This is a genomic window from Sporobacter termitidis DSM 10068, from assembly GCF_900130065.1.
Taxonomy (GTDB): domain Bacteria; phylum Bacillota; class Clostridia; order Oscillospirales; family Oscillospiraceae; genus Sporobacter; species Sporobacter termitidis.
This window is the reverse complement of the sequence record NZ_FQXV01000010.1, coordinates 104,987-123,962: the sequence shown is the minus strand read 5'-3', so window position 1 is coordinate 123,962 and position 18,976 is coordinate 104,987. Positions and strand designations below refer to the sequence as shown.

At 56.7% G+C, this 18,976-nt stretch carries 10 protein-coding genes; all 10 read left to right on the top strand.

Features of this window, described 5'->3' with window-relative positions; translation table 11 throughout:
- Positions 1 to 21 precede the first annotated feature (21 nt).
- The 10 genes from BUB60_RS13915 (at position 22) to BUB60_RS13870 (ending at position 18,636) form a co-directional block, all read left to right on the top strand.
- Positions 22 to 966 (top strand): AAA family ATPase, encoded by a 945-nt coding sequence (locus BUB60_RS13915; protein WP_073080203.1) that lies wholly within the window; start codon positions 22 to 24, stop codon positions 964 to 966.
- Positions 966 to 2,090, top strand: a complete 1,125-nt coding sequence (locus tag BUB60_RS13910) for a DUF58 domain-containing protein (protein ID WP_073080200.1) — start codon at positions 966 to 968, stop codon at positions 2,088 to 2,090. Before BUB60_RS13915 ends, BUB60_RS13910 begins: the two co-directional genes overlap by 1 nt.
- Before the next feature lie 146 nt (positions 2,091 to 2,236).
- A complete protein-coding gene (locus tag BUB60_RS13905; protein ID WP_073080197.1) occupies positions 2,237 to 4,369 on the top strand; it encodes a transglutaminase-like domain-containing protein in 2,133 nt (710 codons plus the stop codon).
- 75 nt (positions 4,370 to 4,444) lie between these two features.
- Positions 4,445 to 6,094: an S-layer homology domain-containing protein gene (locus BUB60_RS13900; RefSeq protein ID WP_143162364.1), complete on the top strand. Its 1,650-nt coding sequence runs from the start codon at positions 4,445 to 4,447 to the stop codon at positions 6,092 to 6,094.
- A 12-nt stretch (positions 6,095 to 6,106) separates the two neighbouring features.
- Complete coding sequence (locus tag BUB60_RS13895) at positions 6,107 to 7,072, top strand: DUF4430 domain-containing protein (RefSeq protein WP_073080195.1); 966 nt, start codon at positions 6,107 to 6,109, stop codon at positions 7,070 to 7,072.
- 6 nt (positions 7,073 to 7,078) lie between these two features.
- The gene (locus BUB60_RS13890; protein ID WP_073080192.1) at positions 7,079 to 7,975 is read left to right on the top strand and encodes an energy-coupling factor transporter transmembrane component T; all 897 of its coding nucleotides are present in this window, start codon (positions 7,079 to 7,081) and stop codon (positions 7,973 to 7,975) included.
- Positions 7,948 to 10,749, top strand: a complete 2,802-nt coding sequence (locus BUB60_RS13885; protein ID WP_073080190.1) for an ECF transporter S component — start codon at positions 7,948 to 7,950, stop codon at positions 10,747 to 10,749. Before BUB60_RS13890 ends, BUB60_RS13885 begins: the two co-directional genes overlap by 28 nt.
- 1,056 nt (positions 10,750 to 11,805) lie before the next feature.
- Entirely contained in the window at positions 11,806 to 12,510 is a 705-nt protein-coding gene (locus BUB60_RS13880) for a hypothetical protein (protein WP_073080188.1), read from the top strand.
- 290 nt (positions 12,511 to 12,800) lie between these two features.
- The gene (locus tag BUB60_RS13875) at positions 12,801 to 17,801 is read left to right on the top strand and encodes an immunoglobulin-like domain-containing protein (protein WP_073080186.1); all 5,001 of its coding nucleotides are present in this window, start codon (positions 12,801 to 12,803) and stop codon (positions 17,799 to 17,801) included.
- A gap of 235 nt (positions 17,802 to 18,036) precedes the next feature.
- Positions 18,037 to 18,636 (top strand): enhanced serine sensitivity protein SseB C-terminal domain-containing protein, encoded by a 600-nt coding sequence (locus BUB60_RS13870; RefSeq protein ID WP_479725499.1) that lies wholly within the window; start codon positions 18,037 to 18,039, stop codon positions 18,634 to 18,636.
- Positions 18,637 to 18,976 lie beyond the last annotated feature (340 nt).

Below are 18,976 nucleotides of genomic sequence, written 5' to 3'. Positions count from 1 at the left end.
AAATGATAGTCAGGAAAAGGTATGAGAAAAAATCTTGAGAATGTGCAGAAGGAAATCAGAAAGGTCGTCGTCGGCAAGGACGAGGCCATCGGTAAGGTGCTGATGGCTATTATGGCCGGCGGCCATGTGCTTCTGGAGGATGTGCCGGGCGTCGGCAAAACGACGCTGACCCTGGCGTTTGCCCGGGTATTGAACCTGGATACAAAGCGCATCCAGTTCACCTCCGACAGCGTACCGTCCGATGTGGTGGGCTTTTCCATACTGGACAAGCGTACGGGAGAATTTCAATATAAACCCGGCGCTATTATGACCAATATCCTGCTGGCCGATGAGATCAACCGCACCAGCAGCAAGACACAATCCGCTTTGCTGGAAGCGATGGAAGAGGGGCGCGTGACGGTGGATGGGGTCACCCATCCGCTGCCGGACCCGTTCATTGTACTGGCCACGCAAAACCCCGTCGGTTCCGCCGGTACGCAGATGCTGCCCAACTCGCAGCTCGACCGATTTATGATACGCCTCTCCATGGGCTATCCCGACACCGGCAGCCAGATCGTTATTCTGCGGGACAGGCGGAATGTGAACCCCCTTGATCAGATTACCCCCGTCCTGTCCCGCGGGGAACTGCTTGCCGCCATCGCGGAGGTGGGAGAAGTCCATATTGATGACAAAATTTACGCATATGTCACCGCCTTGACGGAGGCCACCCGGCAGCACCCGCTGGTGAGCCTGGGCATCAGCCCCCGGGGAGCGCTGGCGCTGTGCCGCATGACCAAAGCGCGCGCTTATCTGTCCGGCCGTGATTTCGTGGTCCCGGAGGACGTGGAGGCCGTCGTACCCGACGTATACGCGCACCGGCTGATCCTTGGCAGCAAGGCCCGTTTCAACGAGGTGGACAGCGCCGACATTGTTGCTGAAATTCTGCAGCAGGTAAAAATGCCTGTTTTAGAGGAGCTGAAAAGATAATGAGACGCGTCATATGGGCGATGGCCGTGCTGCTGTGCGGAGCGGCCTGGGCGTTCACCGGCACCCCGGCCGCATTGGCCGTTTTATCGGCGTCCGTGCTGCTGCCCTGCGTTTCAATTGCACTGACGGCATTAGCGGCCGGTAAGGTGACCTCCGCGCTGTATATACCTGTGGGTCCGCAAAAAGGCTCCTTCACTGACGGCTGGCTGCAAATAAAGAACAGCGCGCCGCTGCCGATGGCGCGTGTGCGCACAACAATAGATGTGATAAACCAATTGACCGGAGAAAGCCGGACCTTGAAAATTGACTGCTCGGTACCGCCAAAGGGCATAAAACGCGTGGAATTTACCTTTAATCCGGTCTGTTGCGGCAGAATCCGCTTCTCCGTCGCAGGGCTGCAGATATTTGATCCCTTTGGCTTGATCGGCTGGAAAACAGGCGTTGCATCAACGGAAAAACGGACGGTTTTGCCTGAGACATTCCCCATGACGGTGAGATTATCCGGCAGCGAGACGCTCCTGGGGGACGACGTTTTGAACCTGAACCGTAGGGGACAGGACTACTCGGAACCCTTCCAGATTCGGAACTATGCCGAGGGCGACAGCCTGAAGCAGATACATTGGAAGCTCAGTCAGAAATATGATAAATACCTTGTTGCGGATCCGTCCGCCGCTCTTACGCGGGCACTGCTGGTGTTTTGGGACAAATCCGTGCCGGCACCGCCCGCTGTGACGGACGCACTGGGAGAAGCGGTGATGTCCCTGTGCCTGCGTCTTGCGGAAGAGGAGATACCGTATAGCCTGGCTTTGGGCGGCGGCGAAAACCCGATACTCGATATCACCGCCGTCGAGGATTTGTACGGCATCGTGCACCAGCTGCTCAGAACTCAGGAGAACGGCAACGGCGTTACCGAGCTGCTGCAAATGCTGGGCGGCAGGCGGTATCCCCTGATTGCCCTTTTTACGCCGCAGATATCGAAGGAACTGCCGGCACTTTCGGCCGTCGGCAAGACAACGGTTTTCCTGTGCAGTGAGACCGGTGAGGGAGAGAGGGCCGGAGATATCATGTGTTATGTATTCTCGCCGGCGGATTATAAAACCACCCTGCGGGATGTGATCATCTGAGGAGTGTCGGAGTGGAAAAAAGCGGAGAAGGTAACGGCTTTCAACTTGTTATATGGCAGGCTCCCGACAGGACGGCTGACCTCTTTGGACGTTCTTTACTGGGTCTTATAATTCTTTTGTCTATATGCGGCTGCACCTGGAAGGGATTGAATCTGTCCGGCGGCGGCTATACCCAGGCAACACTGCTGCTCGTGGGCACGTTTTTCTGCTCTTTAAGCTGCGGCCTGCCCCAAAAATATAGGATAGTGCAGTATGTGTCCCTGGCCCTTCTGGCGGTCTACGCTGTGACGGCCAGCCGATGGATCGCCGACGGCTGGAACATCACGGTCAATCAGGTGTTTGCCGGTTTGGAGATCCAGCTCGGCCGAATTTTTCCGCGGTATGAGGTGCGTGCGGACCAAAACATGCATCAGGTCTGCGCGGCGCTGTTTCTTGCATTGCCCGCTGCAATACTCGGCCTAGCAGCCGGATGGTCGGCAAACGGAAAGCCGGTTATGCTGTTGGTGTTTGACGCTCTTGTGTTGGCAGCAGCGCTTATCGGGCTGTATACTCCGGACAGCTGGACGGTACTACTGATACTGGCAACAGCAGCGGCGTGCAGCAGCCGCGTGACATATCGAAACAACAGCGCCAACGGCGGTAGTATGGCTGTCTGGCTGCTGGCGATTATGGCGCTTCTGACGGCGGCATCGCTGCTCCCGGCGCTTTTGGCGGGTGACGGTTCCGCGGCGGCTGAAAAAAGACGCCTGGATGCCGCGCGACAGATCTATCGTCTGCGCTATGAGCAAACAGAGCAGCTGCTGCCAAGAGGGGATTTTACCGAACTAAAGAATTTCGCGCCGGACGCGGATAAAAATGTAATGACTGTGACGATGTCGGAACCCGCCAGCATATATCTGCGCGGCTTTGTGGGTGAGCGTTATATCGGCGACGGCTGGATCGGATTGCCCGCGGCGACGAAGGCTGAAAGTGCGATGGCTTTCACCTGGCTTCACAACAGGGGCTTTTACGGCCAGAATCAGCTCGCGCAGCTGGCGGACGCTCTGAATATGGAAAAGCGCCTGATACAGGTGTCCGTGGACAATAAGACAGCCGGCTCCGGATACATTTACACGCCTTACGAGCTGAAAACCGGGTCGCCCGATGCCAATCAGATCGGGGACGCGGACCTGCCGGCGGTGGGGCTGCATGGTCAAAGGCAATACGAATATTATGTTACCGACCGATCTGTATCAGGCGATGAGGCGCTTTATTCCACGCTTAGTGAGAAATGGCGCGCGGGCGATGAGTATGCCATGAAATACCTTGAAAGTGAAAACGTATACCGGGAATATGTGTACGCCAATTACCTGGATGTACCGGAGGAAGCGGCGGAAACCATCCGAAAGCTGCTTGGCGGGCAAGAGGTGCCGGAAGGTGGTTTAAGCTTTGATACAGCGCGAAGCACGGTGCAGGCATTTCTGTCCTCGGCGCTGGCTTACAGCGAGACGCCGCAGCCTTATGAGGGCGGAGATTTTCTGACGTTCCTGCTGGAAGACAGCCATGAGGGGTACAGCGTACACTACGCAACTGCGGCGGCGCTGCTGTTCCGCACCTTCGGTATCCCGGCACGCTATGTGGAGGGATACTATATCTCAGCCGAGGATGCGGCGGCCGCCTGGGAAAAAGGAGAGCCTGTCGAGGTCGGTGAAGCCGATGCCCACGCGTGGGTAGAGATATATCGGGATGGCGTGGGCTTTGTCCCCTTTGAAGTAAAGCCTTCCGATGTGTCGTCTCAGGAGCATTCCGAACAAAATAAGGATAACGCCGGCGGCGCGGAGGAAGAAGAGCCGCCGTTGGCGGAGCCAATAAGCATACTCGAAATCCTGCTGTGGGCCCTGATCGGAATGCTGGTGCTCGGTTTTCTCACCCTTGCGTTTCGGCGCATCTGGCTGCGCAGGCGTTGGAATCGGCGTTTAAGAAACTGCAGCCCGGGGCATGCTGTGGAGCTCTGGACAGCCTATATCGTCAGGCTTCTGGGCTATTTCGGCGTGTCGCATTGCAACGGGTCGTTGTATCGCCTGAAAGACGCAATTATAGGTGCGCTGGGACGGGAAATGGCGGAGAGCTTTGAGGAAGTGGTTACCATCCAGCAGCAGGCGCGCTTTTCCCTGCTGCCGGTGAAGGATAACCAGCGGGTCACGGTATGCGATTTTGCCGACAGCGTGACGCGGAGACTGAAAGATCACTGTAGATGGCCTGTCCGGTTCCGCCTGAGGTATCTGGACTGTATCATCTGAAGGACAGGAGAAAACGATATGAAAAAAACCTCATAAAACAAACAAATAGGAGAATACAGAAGGAGGATTACTATTATGTCAATCATGAAAAAAGGCACGGCATTACTATTGACGCTTGTCCTGGTGCTGGGACTTGCCGTTCCGGGGCTGGCCGCGGATAAAGCGGCGCTGCAAGCGGCCGTCGACAAGGCAGCGTCGTACATGGTCAATACCGTCAAGGAGCCGCAGGTGGGCTCCATCGGGGGCGAGTGGGCGGTGCTGGGTCTGGCGCGCAGCGGGTACGAGGTACCCGATACATATTATCAGGACTATGACGCCACAGTTGAAGCGTACGTCGAGGCCTGCAAGGGGGTCCTGCATCAGAAGAAGTACACGGAATACTCCCGGGTGATCGTGGCGCTGACGTCCATCGGGAAGGACCCGTCCAATGTGGCGGGGTACAACCTTTTGACGCCTTTGGGCGACTATGACAAGACCATCTGGCAGGGGCTCAACGGGCCGATCTGGGCGCTCATCGCGCTGGATACAGGCAATTACGCCATGCCGCAGAATACAAGTGCCAGGACGCAGGCCACACGGGCAATGTACGTGGACGAGATTTTGTCGCGTCAGCTGGCTGACGGCGGATGGTCGCTCACGGGGACGGGCGGGAGCCCGGAACCGGCCGACCCGGACATCACGGGCATGGCGCTGCAGGCCCTGGCCAAATATCAGGACAGAGCCGACGTCAAGAAGGCCACCGGCGAGGCGCTTGCCTGCATGTCTGCCAAGCAGGACGCCAAGGGCGGATTCTCAAGCTGGGGGACGCCAAACTCTGAAAGCGTTGTGCAGATACTTGTGGCGCTGTGTGAGTTGGGAATTTCGCTGGACGACAGCCGCTTTGTCAAAAACGGGCACACGCTTCTGGACAATCTCCTGACGTATCAGCAGGCGGACGGGAGCTTTCAGCACACCGCCGACGGCAGCGGCTCAAACCAGATGGCGACCGAACAGGGCTTTTACGGACTCATCGCCGCACAGCGTGCGCGGGACGGCAAGCCGAGCCTCTACCGGATGAGCGACGCGATTTCCGTTGGGGAGAGTACGAGCACCGGACCGGCGAAAGGCGCGGGACTTGAGGGCAAGAACGCCGCTGTGAAGACCGTGCCCATCACAAAGCCGGGCACGACCTTTGGCGACATCATCTTCAGCAGCGAGATCACCGCCATCGAGGCGCTGGCGTCCCGAGAGATCATCGCCGGCATGGACGACGGCAGCTTTAAACCCGACAACACCATGACGCGCGCGGAGTTTGCGGCGATCGTTGTCCGGGCGCTGGGCCTGACGCCGAAGGCAAACGGCATCTTCTCCGATGTCCCTTCGGCCGAGTGGTATGCGCCTTACGTTGGCACTGCAAACAGCTATGGCATTGTCGGCGGTACGACCGCTGCGACTTTCAATCCGCTCGGTACGATCACCCGGCAGGAAGCCGCCGTCATGATCGCCCGTGCGGCAAAGCTCTGCGGCATGGATACGGCCATGGACAGCGGCGCGGTCCGCGATACGCTGGCACAATTTGAAGACTATGTCCAATCGGACGACTGGGCGCGCCCATCGCTGGCCTTCTGCTACAGCGCCGGTATTCTTTCTCAGCAGGATCTTTCCATCCGTCCGAAGGAGACGGCCAAACGCGGCGAGGTTGCGCAAATGCTGTTCAACCTGCTGGGAGAGGCAAACCTGCTGTAACGGAGGCACAAAATGAAGGACTTTTTAAAAAGACATCAATGGAAAATCATTATTCCGGTTCTTGCCGTCTGCGTTCTGGTGTTCGCGTTCTGGTACGGCGGAAACGCGCCGGGTCTGAGAGGCTGGGAGGCTGCCGCGCCGTCCATCTCCCTGGCCGCCGCCGCACCGCCTGACGGGAGTGCCGCGCCGGAAACCCCGGCCTCGGCCGTATCGCCGTCCGAAACCGTTTCGCCGTCTGTGTCCCCGCCCGGGGCGTCTTCGGAGCCGTCCGCCAAGCCGTCCCCATCGCCGAGCCCGGCCCGGCCGTCGCCTTCGGGGGGCGCGTCCGCCGCGCCGGGGGCCGGCAGCGGCCATGCGCTGTCGGCGGACGAAAAGCTGGCCCTCGCGGCGGAAATCGCGGGCGACAAATCCTCCGCGGGCGTTCAAAAGGGGGACACCGGGTACTCCGAGGGGCAGGGCATGCAGCTCGATCCCTCGACAGGCAAAGACAAGTACCAGACAGACCCGGTTCCCTCCGGCAAACCGGTCCCCGTCGAGCCGCAGGACGCCAGGATCACAGACATGGCATATACCTGCACCCTGTCGGTCCGATGCGATACCATCCTTGACAACATGTCCTGGCTCGATCAGGAAAAGCATGAGCTGGTGCCCCCGGACGGCGTGATCTTCCCGGCGACAAAGGTGACCTTCTACGAGGGGGAGAGCGTCTTCAACGTCCTCCAGCGGGAAATGAAAAAGGCCAAAATCCAGATGGAATTCGAAAACACACCCATGTACAACTCGGCCTACATCGAGGGGATCAACAACCTGTACGAATTCGACGTGGGAGAGCTGTCCGGCTGGATGTACAAGGTCAACGACTGGTTCCCGAATTACGGGTGCAGCAGGTACCAGCTTAAAGACGGCGATGTGATCGAGTGGGTTTACACCTGTGACCTCGGTATCGACGTGGGCGGATACTACTCCACGGGATCGTGAGGCGGCATGGCTAACAAAGATGCGTTCTCCAGCTATCATCCGCTGATCAACTTTCTGTATTTCGGGTTTGTGCTTGTTTTCTCGATGGTGTTTACGCACCCTGTATGCCTCGGTATATCGCTTTCGTGCGCCATAGCGTATTCGGTTTACTTAAATGGGCGGAAGGCCGTGCGCTTCAATCTTCTTGTCATGCTGCCGATGTTCGTGCTCGCGGCGCTCGTCAACCCGGCCTTCAGCCATGAGGGGGGCACGATACTGGCGTATCTGCCCGGCGGCAACCCGCTGACGCTGGAGTCGATCACCTACGGTATCGCCATGGCCGCCATGCTCGTGGCCGTGATCGTGTGGTTTTCCTGCTACAACGCTGTGATGACGTCGGACAAATTTGTGTATCTCTTCGGGCGCGTCATCCCGGCCATGTCGCTGCTGCTGTCCATGACGCTGCGCTTTGTGCCGAAGTTTAAAGCGCAGATCAAGGTCGTTTCCAACGCGCAGAAGTGCGTGGGGCGCGACGCATCCAATGGGGGTATCCTCCGGCGGGCGAAAAACGGCCTGACGATTCTGTCCATCATGATCACATGGGTGCTGGAGAACGCCATCGAGACGGCGGACAGCATGAAGAGCCGGGGCTACGGCCTGCCTGGGCGCACGGCGTTTTCCATCTACCGGTTCGACAAGCGGGACCGGGCGGCGCTCCTCTTTCTGCTGCTGTGCGGCGCCTGCGTCGTTGCCGGCGCCCTGGCCGGCGGCCTGAAATGGCGGTATTACCCGACGATGAAGGGGGTCGGCCCGGGCGCGTTTCCCCTGAGCGTTTTCCTCGCCTATTTGGCGCTGTGCATTACGCCGGTCGTCATCAACATCACGGAGGACAAGAAATGGACAGCTATACAATCCGCGGCCTGACCTTTTCCTATCCGGAGCAGGCAAAAAAAGCTCTGGACGGCATGACCTTCACCGTCAGGCAGGGCGAATTTGCTGTTCTGGCGGGTCCGTCGGGCTGCGGGAAATCGACGCTGCTGCGCCAGCTTAAAACCGCGCTGGCCCCGCACGGGACCTTGGGCGGCGAAATACTCTTTGAAGGCCGGCCGCTGACGGCGCTTGACCAACGGGAGCAGAGCGCGCGTATCGGCTTTGTGCAGCAGAACCCGGACAACCAGATCGTGACGGACAAGGTGTGGCACGAGCTGGCCTTCGGGCTGGAGAGCCTGGGCTGCGATACCCCGACGATCCGGGGGCGCGTTGCCGAAATGTCGAGCTTCTTCGGCATCCAGACATGGTTCTACAAGAACGTGACGGAGCTGTCCGGCGGACAAAAGCAGCTTCTCAATCTGGCGTCCATCATGGCCATGCAGCCGTCAGTGCTGATTCTCGACGAGCCCACGAGCCAGCTGGACCCTATCGCGGCGGCAGACTTTCTCGCCACGGTTTGGAAGATCAACCGAGAGCTGGGCACGACCGTCATCATGACGGAGCACCGGCTGGAGGAGGTTTTCCCCATGAGCGACCGGGTGCTTGTCATGGACTGCGGCAAAATTCTTTGCGACGGCGCACCGGCGGAGGTCGGCGAGAGCCTGCGCGGGCGGGGCCACGGGATGTTCCTGGCCATGCCGACGCCGATGCGCATTTACGCCGCTGTGCCGAATGATCAAAAATGCCCTGTAACGGTGCGCGAGGGGCGGTTATGGCTGGACAGCTACGCCAGGGCGCATCCGCTTAAAGAAGTTTTTCCGGCGATACCGGGCAGAGGACGGGACGGCATGCCCGCCGCTGCGCTGGACGACGTGTGGTTCAAGTACGAAAAGGACGCGCCGGACGTGCTGCGGGGCCTGTCGTTCAAAGCGTACCGGGGTGAGCTGCTTGCCATCCTCGGGGGAAACGGCACCGGCAAAACGACGGCGCTGTCCGTCCTCTCCGGCATCAACAGGCCATACCGCGGCAGGGTGCTGTTCGAGGGGCAAGCGCTTGAAATGAGGGGCGCGCTGTTTGACGGGCTCCTCGGCGTCCTGCCTCAGAATCCCCAGGCGCTTTTTGTCAAGAAGACGGTGCGGGAGGATTTGCGGGAGATTTTAAAGGGCCGGAAGCTCTCAACGGGTGATCAGGACAGGCGCCTGGCCTATGTGGTCCGTCTGTGCCGGCTGGAGGAGCTCCTGGAGCGGCACCCCTATGACCTTTCCGGCGGGGAGCAGCAGCGGGCGGCGCTGGCGAAGGTTTTGCTGCTGGACCCGAAAATATTGCTGCTGGACGAGCCGACGAAAGGGCTGGACGCGGAATTCAAGCAGGTTTTCGCGGAAATCCTGCAAAGCCTCCTGCGCCGGGACGTCGCCGTCGTCATGGTCAGTCACGACGTCGAGTTCTGTGCGCGCCACGCCCACCGCTGCGCGCTGTTCTTTGACGGCGCCATCGTCACCGAGGCCGACCCGCACGCGTTTTTCTCAGGCAACAGCTTTTACACGACGACCTCCAGCCGTATGGCGCGTCATCTGCTGCCGAGCGCCGTGACGGCGGAGGACGTCATCATCGCCTGCGGCGGGGCTGTCCCGCCGCCCCCGCCGCTGCCGGAGGATGACGCTCCGCTGCCGGCGCCGGAGACGGCGCCGCCCGTGGAGACGCTTGAAAAGCTGCCGTTATGGCGGAAGGTCCTGGCCGGTATTTCGGGCGCCGCGCTGCTTGTCCTGGCGTATATCGCCCTGTCGGAGCCGGACATCCCGTGGCTCACGGGACAAAACAGGATGGGGCTGTACATCGTTCTCCTCGCCGTTGCCGCCATCCTGTCGGCGGCCATCAACCGCCGGGGCGAGAAGCCGATCGACAACGAGCAGGTCCCCGTCGGGCAGCGGCGGTTGTCAAGGCGCACCGCCGCCGCTGCCGCGATGATCCTCGTCGCCGTACCGCTGACGATTTTTGTTGGTGTGCTCTGGCTGGGCGACCGGAAGTATTATTTCATTTCGCTGCTTATCGTCATAGAGACGATGCTGCCGTTCTTTTTCCTCTTTGAGGGGCGCCGGCCGCAGGCGAGGGAGCTGGTGGTGATCGCCGTCCTGTGCGCCCTGGGCGTGGCCGGCCGGGCGGCGTTTTTCATGCTGCCGCAGTTTAAGCCTGTGGCGGCGATGGTGATCATCGCCGGCGTGGCGTTCGGGGGCGAAAGCGGCTTTCTCGTGGGCGCCGTTACGATGCTGGTTTCGAACATGCTCTATGGGCAGGGGCCGTGGACGCCGTGGCAGATGTTCGCCATGGGTCTCATCGGCTTTTTGGCGGGGGTTCTGTTCCGGAAAGGCGTTCTGCGCCGCAGCCGCCTGCCGCTGTGCATCTTTGGGGGGCTGGCCGTGATCGTTTTTTACGGCGGGCTGATGAACCCGTCCGTTGTCATCATGTACAACGACCATCCCACGTGGCCGATGTTTCTGGCCGCCTATATTCAGGGCTTCCCGTTTGATCTCGTCCACGCGGCGGCCACCGTCGTTTTCCTGTGGTTCCTCTCCCGCCCGATGCTCGAAAAGCTCGACCGTATCAAGGTCAAGTATGGTCTGGTGGAGGCGAGGACAGAGAACCGCCGGGGACTCGAGCGCCCGGATCTGACGATTTGCAATCAGCAGGTCGGCGGCTTGAATCCGCCCACCAGCTCCAAATTGCCCTCGAGTAATATGAAGAATTCCCGAGTGACGGACCGTTTGGTTTAAAGCTCGTACCATAAACGAGGCGTGAAAAACGGAGGTGATATGATGCCGGAACAGGAAAACTGCCTACACTTAGCGAAAAAGAAAGGCACCTTTTTTCCCAGCTTGCTTATTGTCATGTTTGCTGGTATTACGTGGAAAGTTGAACGATAAATTATAGAATTAGCTAATTATTTTCTTTTTTTCTAAAAACTGTTGCCTTTATTATGAAGTGGTTTTAGTATTAAAGCAGGGAAATAATTGAATATTATGACACTCTTTGCGCGAGCATGTGCGCCCACGTCATGGTGACGCCGTGCGAGTGGTGAAATGGAAGCCGGTGAAAATCCGGGACGTGGGCGGCTGAAATGCCAAACATTGGCACCGTGAGCGTATTGAGGCTATATCTCGTGGCGAAAGCCGGTCACTGGTCCCCGCGTAAGCGGTACCGGGAAGGCTGAGGTATAGACGTTGGGGCCCTGACGGGTTTCTGGAATTGCGTAAGTCGGAAGACGAGCTGGAGTGTTATACATAAGCATAGCTTTGCTTTATGCATAGGTTGTGTTTATGGTTGAAATAATCATGGGAATACGGCCGTGATAACCTTTTTGTTCAGGTTATCACGGCCGTTATTGTTTTTCCGGCGTGCCTGCTCCTATGAGTGCGCGGCCGGGAGATGGGCCATGCTTGGTATTGCATACGCATTTTCATTTCCTATCAGGCGGATCGGCGGAAATCAGGTATTCACAATCCGGCCGCGGGAAAACCCCCGGCAGATTGAGTGGATATAGTGGTCAAGCCCCCACTTAAAACAGGGTAACGGAGTTTAGTGCGCACTGAACTACCCAGCAAATCCGGGTGGAAATACCCGGACACTGAAATGCCTTTGCCTACCCAATCGCTGAACATGGGCGGGCAGGGGAAATCAGGAGGGGGTGATGCCCGACAATGGTTTTCCCAGGACGAGTACATACGGCTCAAGCGCGCGGCAGTCGTCCGGACGCGCGTTTGCAATAGCGGGGCCGGACGGAATGATATTGTGTTATCCTGCGATAAATACGCAGGAGGAAAGGACCAACGATGAAAGCTAAAAAAAGGTTTCTATCCCTCGCATTAGTGCTGGTCATGGTGCTCAGCTTCTCCGCTACCGCGTTCGCGGCCCCGGCGCAGACCGGAACGGTTTCGGTATCGATTACATACGGCAATTTCACCAGCGATACAGCCCCGGGCGAAGACGGTATCCTCAAATCCACCAACGTCTATACGGGCAACGGCTTTACAAATGCCAATTTCTACATCGGGGACTTCGATCTCGACATAGAATACGTTCAAGAGTGGGTTGACGCCGGGTTACAGGATATGTTCTATCTCCCGTATGACGTACCCAGTCCCCATGACGGAGAGGCGAATGCTTTGGACGCTATATTAGTGGCGTTTCTTGAGAATGGGATTGGCTATGATAATGAAATAGCAGCCGGATGGGACGCGTATCCGGTAGCTGGCGATCCCGGCGCCTACATCAGCAATGTCTACCCGCAGGAGCTTAATTACTATACGCCCGAAAAGGTCACAGTAGAGGGCGTAGAATATGATGTGGTGAACGGAATCGTCACAGTAGACGGCGTGAACTATGCTGTATATGCGGGAACCGGCTGGAACATCGCTATTACGCAGGGCGGGGTGCTCAAGGAGATTGACGCATACGCTACCAGCTTTACGCTGGAGGACGACATGGAAATCGTCTTTGATGTAAGCCCCTATGTGCTTTTATGGCAGCTCAGTTAACTAAGGCACAAGTCAAGCATATTGATACCGGCAAATAAAAGATCAGACGGTATCAAGTCCATAGGACAGGGCTGCTTTGCCGCCCTGTCCTATGGACTAAGAGCGTTTTGGGAAATCGGTAAATTGACCAGTGACGAGCTGGTTTTCAGCCTGTAATACATCATTTTGCAAGATTAATTGTTTTTAGTTCAAGAAATATTGACGGGGTATAGTTGAAAAATAGCCGTTTAGTGGGACATCTATCAATTTCCAGATATGCCTTTTACCTCTGAAAAAGGAAGGAAACTAAAATGAAAAAAATCGGACAAAGAGCTTTGTCTGTTGTGCTGGCGTTTTTGCTGTTGTTCTCCGTGCTGCCGTCGGCGCTGGCGGCCGCCGCGCCGGAGGAGAACGCGGACAGCCTCATAGAGTTTTATAAAAAGGCGGGATTGACACATCCGCTCAGTGCGCTCGGCATACGCTCCCTCACGGGCGACGAAAGCGTGGGAGGCGCCACTTTCGCCACGCCATATGATGAAAAGGACAGCAGGGCCAGCACATTCTCAGCTTATACTGCTTCTGGTGGCTCAACCGGAGCTGCCGATGCGCTGGCCGCCATTGATATGATGGCGATGGGGCAAAATCCGCGCACCTTCAAGATGATATCCATGAACACCGGCTCCGCTTTGCCGCATGATGCGATTGCCGCGCTCTTTGACACGCTGAAAGAGGACGGCACATTTCGCTATACAACACAAGCTGACCCCGCTAACACACTGACCGGAATCGGGGCGGGGTCCACCGATCTGTACGCCATACTCGCGCTTGAGATGTACTATGGAGGCGCCTATTGGGCAAAGGACGGCGACACCGGCAGGCAGAACCGCACCGCCGCGATAGAGGCGTTTTTAAGCAAATTCACAGACAGCAGGGCTCCAAACGGAACAACCTGGATTATTGATGGAGGCCGCTTTTTTGAGCCCTCAAATACCTATAACATTTCAGGTATGCCCCCAATTGCTCCCAGAATACTCGTTCAGTCGGTCTGCGTCGCGCTGCTGTCCAGATGGCTGGATGACGACACAATCGTCACTGTCGGCGCGGGGGACCCGGAGCCGCTCAAGGACGTGGCCAGGCGCGAAATGGACGGACTGCTGTTCACGCTTGAAAAAATGTTTATGGGTGAGAATATCACAGGCACTGTGAGTGCTACGAATATAAATAACGTAAAAACCCGCTTCAGCACCTATAGCGAGTATTTGGGTATGTATATTTCCGCGCTGGTGGCAGCCGGACAGCAGGATAAAATCGAAGAGCTGGGCTTGCTGGATAAACTGGATGCCTGCCGTATTGCAAATGGCACATATAAGCAGTTTTCTACACAAGGGGATTCGTATGCCTCCGCGTCGACCGCCAGGGCCGCGATCGCGCTGGGCGATTACATCAGAGGCAGCGCCATCATGGCGACGCTGACCTTTGACGCGGATTTGAGCGACATGGATACCGTGCTTTGGGATCTGGACGCGATCAGCCTGCCGGAAACGGCGTCGTCAAATCTGACGCTTCCGTCAAAAGGACAGTACGGCAGCGCCATCGCGTGGACGTCCTCCAACGAAGAGGCTGTCAACTCCGATACAGGCGCGGTCGTAAGCCTGTCGGCGGGGGAACAGGAGATTACCGTAAAGCTGACGGCTACCGCGGCTTATGGCGGCGCGGCGGAATCAAAGGACTTCTACGTGACCGTGCTGCCCGCCGTTTTGGGCGAGCAAATGATTGTAAACGCCGATATCAGGGCGCTGACGATCCCGCTTTTCGTGACCGGGGACTTTACATTGCCGGATACAGGTGATAACGGGAGCGCTATTTCATGGTCAACATCCAATTCAACTATAATCAGCGACAGCGGTATCGTCACTAAAAATGAGTCGGAACAAAAGGTGACGCTAACCGCTGATTTGACTTATGGCAGCGAGGGCGCCGGTACGAAAACCTTTGAGGTTACCGTTGGGAAAATAGTCGCGGCGGATGATATCGTCACCCAGGCGGTCTATCAGGCGCGCGAATACTACAACACACACAGGAACCTGACCGGGGCCTATTGGGAGGCCTGGGCGGCAAAAGCGATATTGCGCGACGATTATGACAAGTATAATTTCAATACCTATAATGTCAGAAATCACAAGAAGACACTGGGGTGGGCGGGCACCGACTACGGCGCGGTCATATTGCAGATCCTGGCGCAGGGGGACAACCCCTATAATTATCAGGGTGTTAATTACGTCTCCGCTATGATGGGGTATATCTACAAGAATTACGAGGCTACCGGCGAATTGAACTGGGGCGGTTACGGAGAACCGATTTTCCTCGCCATGGCGCTTGACGCTACCGGCGCGATGACCCCGGAATTGTTTTTCGGCAAGGACGGCAATGTACAGAACTCTGTCGGTGGCAAGCTATGCGGCCAGTTAAACTCGTTTGCCTATGGGATTGATCTGGCGGGCTGGGCGATGGTTCCGATAGGCACGCACTATCGTGAAAATCCCGCATTCTTTGACCAATATCTGAACAGGTTTAAAACAAGCACCATTTCTAAAATTATAACAGACCCGGACAACGATGATTATGGGTTGATCGTCGTGAATCCCGATACCGCCGGCTACATATATTGGGTGAGCAACGGCTGCTTCCTGCTGGGAAGCGTGTCCCTCAACAATGCCGGTGTGATGGGCTTCGACCTGCAAAATGATTCGGAATGGCTGCAGCCGGACGGCACGGGTATCGTTGACGCGATCTACAACCATGTTTTTAAGGATGCGCCCCCTCCGTACAGTACGCAGCCGGTCATCACCTTCGGCGACCTGTATTACGGCGAAAACGTATGGACAGGCGTCGGCGCGACCAAAGATAAGCTCGCCGCACTTTTAGCGGAGGCGGAACCCAAGGCTGAGAGCGACGGCAGGGCCTACACGGCGAAAACTTTCGCGGAGCTCAAGGCGGCTTATACTGCGGCCGCAAAATTCAAGGACGCGGACTACGGTTACGGCGAGGCGTACTTTACCCTGCGCGACGCTCTGAAAAATCTCAAGCCGGCGGGGTCGATATCCGTTCAGGTGCATGGCGACGCAGCGCGTGAGACGATTCTTGACACTGTTTTTGTAAACAGCGACGGCACCTATTTGCAACTCCTGCAGCAGGCGGCGCGAGAAAACAGCTTCAGCCAGACGGCGAGTGGCGGCGCGGTCACGGAGATCGGCGGACTTAAAGCGTCCGGAAACGGCGCCTGGTACTGCTATGACGGACAGACGCTCGTGGTCGATTTAAGCGGCAAACCGGAGGAAGGCGCGGAACTGACATTCAAATACTGCGCGGATACAGGCACGCTTCCATCCGGGATGGCGCTCGACGATCATCTGGCCTATGACGCGGCGCAGGCGTTGGTAGTCGGAGGAGCTGTCGACGCTTCCGGCAATGTCACAGGTAATATTTCCATGCCTAAAGCCGGACTTTTCGGCACCACGGTTACGTGGTACTCGGATAAGCTTCCGACTATCGATCTCGATGGCAATGTCACGAGGAACGTGAGCGATGATATCAAAGTGAAGCTAACGGCAAAGGTCAGTTTAAACGCTTCGGAAGAGTACGAGAAAGTATTCAATGTAGTTGTAAAGGCTACAAATCCGGGTTCCGGCACAACACCCCATACGAAAACGGCGTATATAAGTATTGCGGGGCCTATAGGCGGTACGACCGTTAGCAAGCTGCCCTTTACAAGCTGTCCAAAAACGAAAATTGAGATAGAACCCGGAGAAACGGCGTACAGTCTGCTTGTAAAAACAGGCAGGGATATCGACGCGAACCTGAATACGCAGTACGGCGTGTATGTCAAGACCATTGACGTATTGGGCGAGTTTGACGAGGGACCTGACAGTGGATGGATGTTCAGAGTCACGCATAGTGGCAAAACCGAATTCCCCGGACATTCAGCCGCGCTTGAGCCTGTCTCTGAGGGTGATTATGTCGAGTGGCTGTATACACGCGATTTAGGTAAAGACATCGGCGGCTATATGGGCGGACGCCCCGACAGTCCCGGGAGCGGAAGCGATACCGGACGGGAAACCATTAATCGCGTCATCGAATCCAAGCCGGCCGTCACAGGTGGTAAGGCATCGGCAACCGTCGACACCGCGACCATCCGGGACACTATCGATGAAATCAAGAAAGCCGTGGATAAAGCTAAGGAGAGCGATCCGAACGCTGCCGGAGAGCTTGTTTTAGATATCGAGCCAAACGGCACCGCCAGCACAGTTGAGGTCAGGCTCAAGGCAGAAGCGGCAAATGCGATAGCGAACGCGAATATTTTACTCACCGTGAAGACCGGCATATCCACCGTGACCTTTGATGCCGCGGCAATCAAAGCGGCGGTTGCGGGTATGACAAGCACGCAGGAGGCCATATTTACCGCCGGGCGACTGAGCAAAGATTCCCTGACGACCGGACAAAAGGCGGTTGCCGGAGACAACCCGGTGTTTGAATTCACTCTCAAAGTCGGAGACAAAAAAGTAACGGATTTTGGCGCGGGCTTGGTTACCGTGGTCCTGCCTTACACGCCGAAAGCAGACGAAAACACTGATAATCTGAAGGTTTACTATCTTGCCGACGATGGCGCGGTTACGGAAATGAAAGGCGCGAAATACAACAAAACCCTCGGGGGCTTTGTATTCACGGCGAACCACTTCTCCGTGTTCTTCATTGGCGCGAAAGCGGTCGATCTCCCGTTTACAGATGTAAAGGATACGGATTGGTTCTATAACGCGGTCAGGTACGCATATGAAAACAAGCTGATGAACGGGACGACGGCGGATAAATTCTCTCCGAACGATTCCATGACGCGCGCGATGCTGGTGACGGCGCTGTACCGCTATGCGGGAGAGCCGGCCGTCACGGTGCAGAACCTGTTCAGCGACGTTGCGAGCGGACAGTGGTACACGAACGCCGTCCTATGGGCGAACGAGAACGGCATCGTCACCGGCTACGGCGGCCTGTTCGGCACAAACGACAATATAACGCGCGAACAGATAGCCGCGATCCTGATGCGCTACGCTGAAAAGAAGGGCTTGAACGTTTCCAAAACCGTGGACTTAGGCGCGTTCGGCGACGCGTCCAAGATCTCGGATTGGGCGCGGGACGCCATGGGCTGGGCCTTCGCCGAGGGCCTTATAACAGGCAGGACGGCGAACACGCTCGTACCGGACGGCAACGCCAGCCGTGCCGAGGTCGTGACAATCCTGCAGCGGTTGTCGAAGACTTTGTAAAGTAAACGTGGAAGGGCTGGGCAGCACCGCGATTACCCGGCCCTTCCCCATGTATATAAAAAACTTTTTATAACCGGAGGTATTTGTGGAACAAAAATTCACCAACCCGGGCGATGAGCTTTTTCGCCGTTATGAAGAGCTGCAGTCAAACCCGAATAGCGCCAAGTTCCTATGCTTTTGCCAGACTCTGCTGAAGTCAGCCATGCTGGTCCCCCGCCATGCCGAGGGAAAAGGCTTGTCGATCCTGAGCGATCAGAAAGGCGGGAACTTTATCCCGGCGTTCACCTCGCGGGAGGATTACGGGAAATGGATATTCCCCACGGGCGGAGAAGCAAACATTTCCTTCAGCATGTTAAGCAATACTGTAGTAGATGACGCCAGGCTCGGCGGTATCGTCATAAATCCGTTCGGCAGGCAGATAATCCTGCGGCGGGAAAATCTCCAGATGATACGCCGGGCGACGACGGAAATGACCGTGAATCGTGTTGATCACACGGAGAAAATGATATTTGAGGATACCCGCGATTACCCGCCCAAGCTCCCCGAAGCGCTTGCGCGGGCGCTGAGCCGCCGCCCCGAGGTATGTGAGGCATATATCCTTTCGGCCAGAGAGGAGTATGAGGAAGAGCCGCACTTGCTGTTTCTCATAGATTTCGATGGAGACCGAAAGCTGCTCTTCCCTTATGTCGCAGATATAATTAGGCCGTATATGAAAAAAGATGTGAGCTTCGAACTGCTCAAAGCAACGTATACGACGCTGCTCGCAGCGAGAGAAAAAGCGAAGCCTATATATAAGCGAGCGGCCGGGGCGTCAGAGCAAGTTCCGGTTCCCTAAGGCGGATAATGGCGGTTTGTATCCGAAAAGCCGCCGAAGAGCGGGAACGTGTACGGCAATACATTCAAGAAAAGCGGCCGGGGCCTCTCTAACTCCGCTTCCAGAGATAAACGTTAAAATAAGCTCAAAGGGGGCTGTATCGAAAGACAGCCCGAGAAAAAGCAGGGGTAAGTACTAGAATGTACTTACCCCTGCTTTTTTCTGCTTCTGGTATAATTTAATGACTAAAAATACCAGAAAGATGTTTCGTACCACATGGACAAAACGGCGTGTCTTCAATTTCTTTTTTACATTTTCCGTTTCGGCAAATCATATCTGGCTCCTAGATAATCGGTGTCCA

Excerpts from the sequence above, each read along its gene's own strand:
- BUB60_RS13915 (WP_073080203.1), top strand. The coding sequence starts at position 22 with ATGAGAAAAAATCTTGAGAATGTGCAGAAGGAAATCAGAAAGGTCGTC.
- BUB60_RS13910 (WP_073080200.1), top strand. The coding sequence starts at position 966 with ATGAGACGCGTCATATGGGCGATGGCCGTGCTGCTGTGCGGAGCGGCC.
- BUB60_RS13900 (WP_143162364.1), top strand. The coding sequence starts at position 4,445 with ATGTCAATCATGAAAAAAGGCACGGCATTACTATTGACGCTTGTCCTG.
- BUB60_RS13895 (WP_073080195.1), top strand. The coding sequence starts at position 6,107 with ATGAAGGACTTTTTAAAAAGACATCAATGGAAAATCATTATTCCGGTT.
- BUB60_RS13890 (WP_073080192.1), top strand. The coding sequence starts at position 7,079 with ATGGCTAACAAAGATGCGTTCTCCAGCTATCATCCGCTGATCAACTTT.
- BUB60_RS13885 (WP_073080190.1), top strand. The coding sequence starts at position 7,948 with ATGGACAGCTATACAATCCGCGGCCTGACCTTTTCCTATCCGGAGCAG.
- BUB60_RS13880 (WP_073080188.1), top strand. The coding sequence starts at position 11,806 with ATGAAAGCTAAAAAAAGGTTTCTATCCCTCGCATTAGTGCTGGTCATG.
- BUB60_RS13875 (WP_073080186.1), top strand. The coding sequence starts at position 12,801 with ATGAAAAAAATCGGACAAAGAGCTTTGTCTGTTGTGCTGGCGTTTTTG.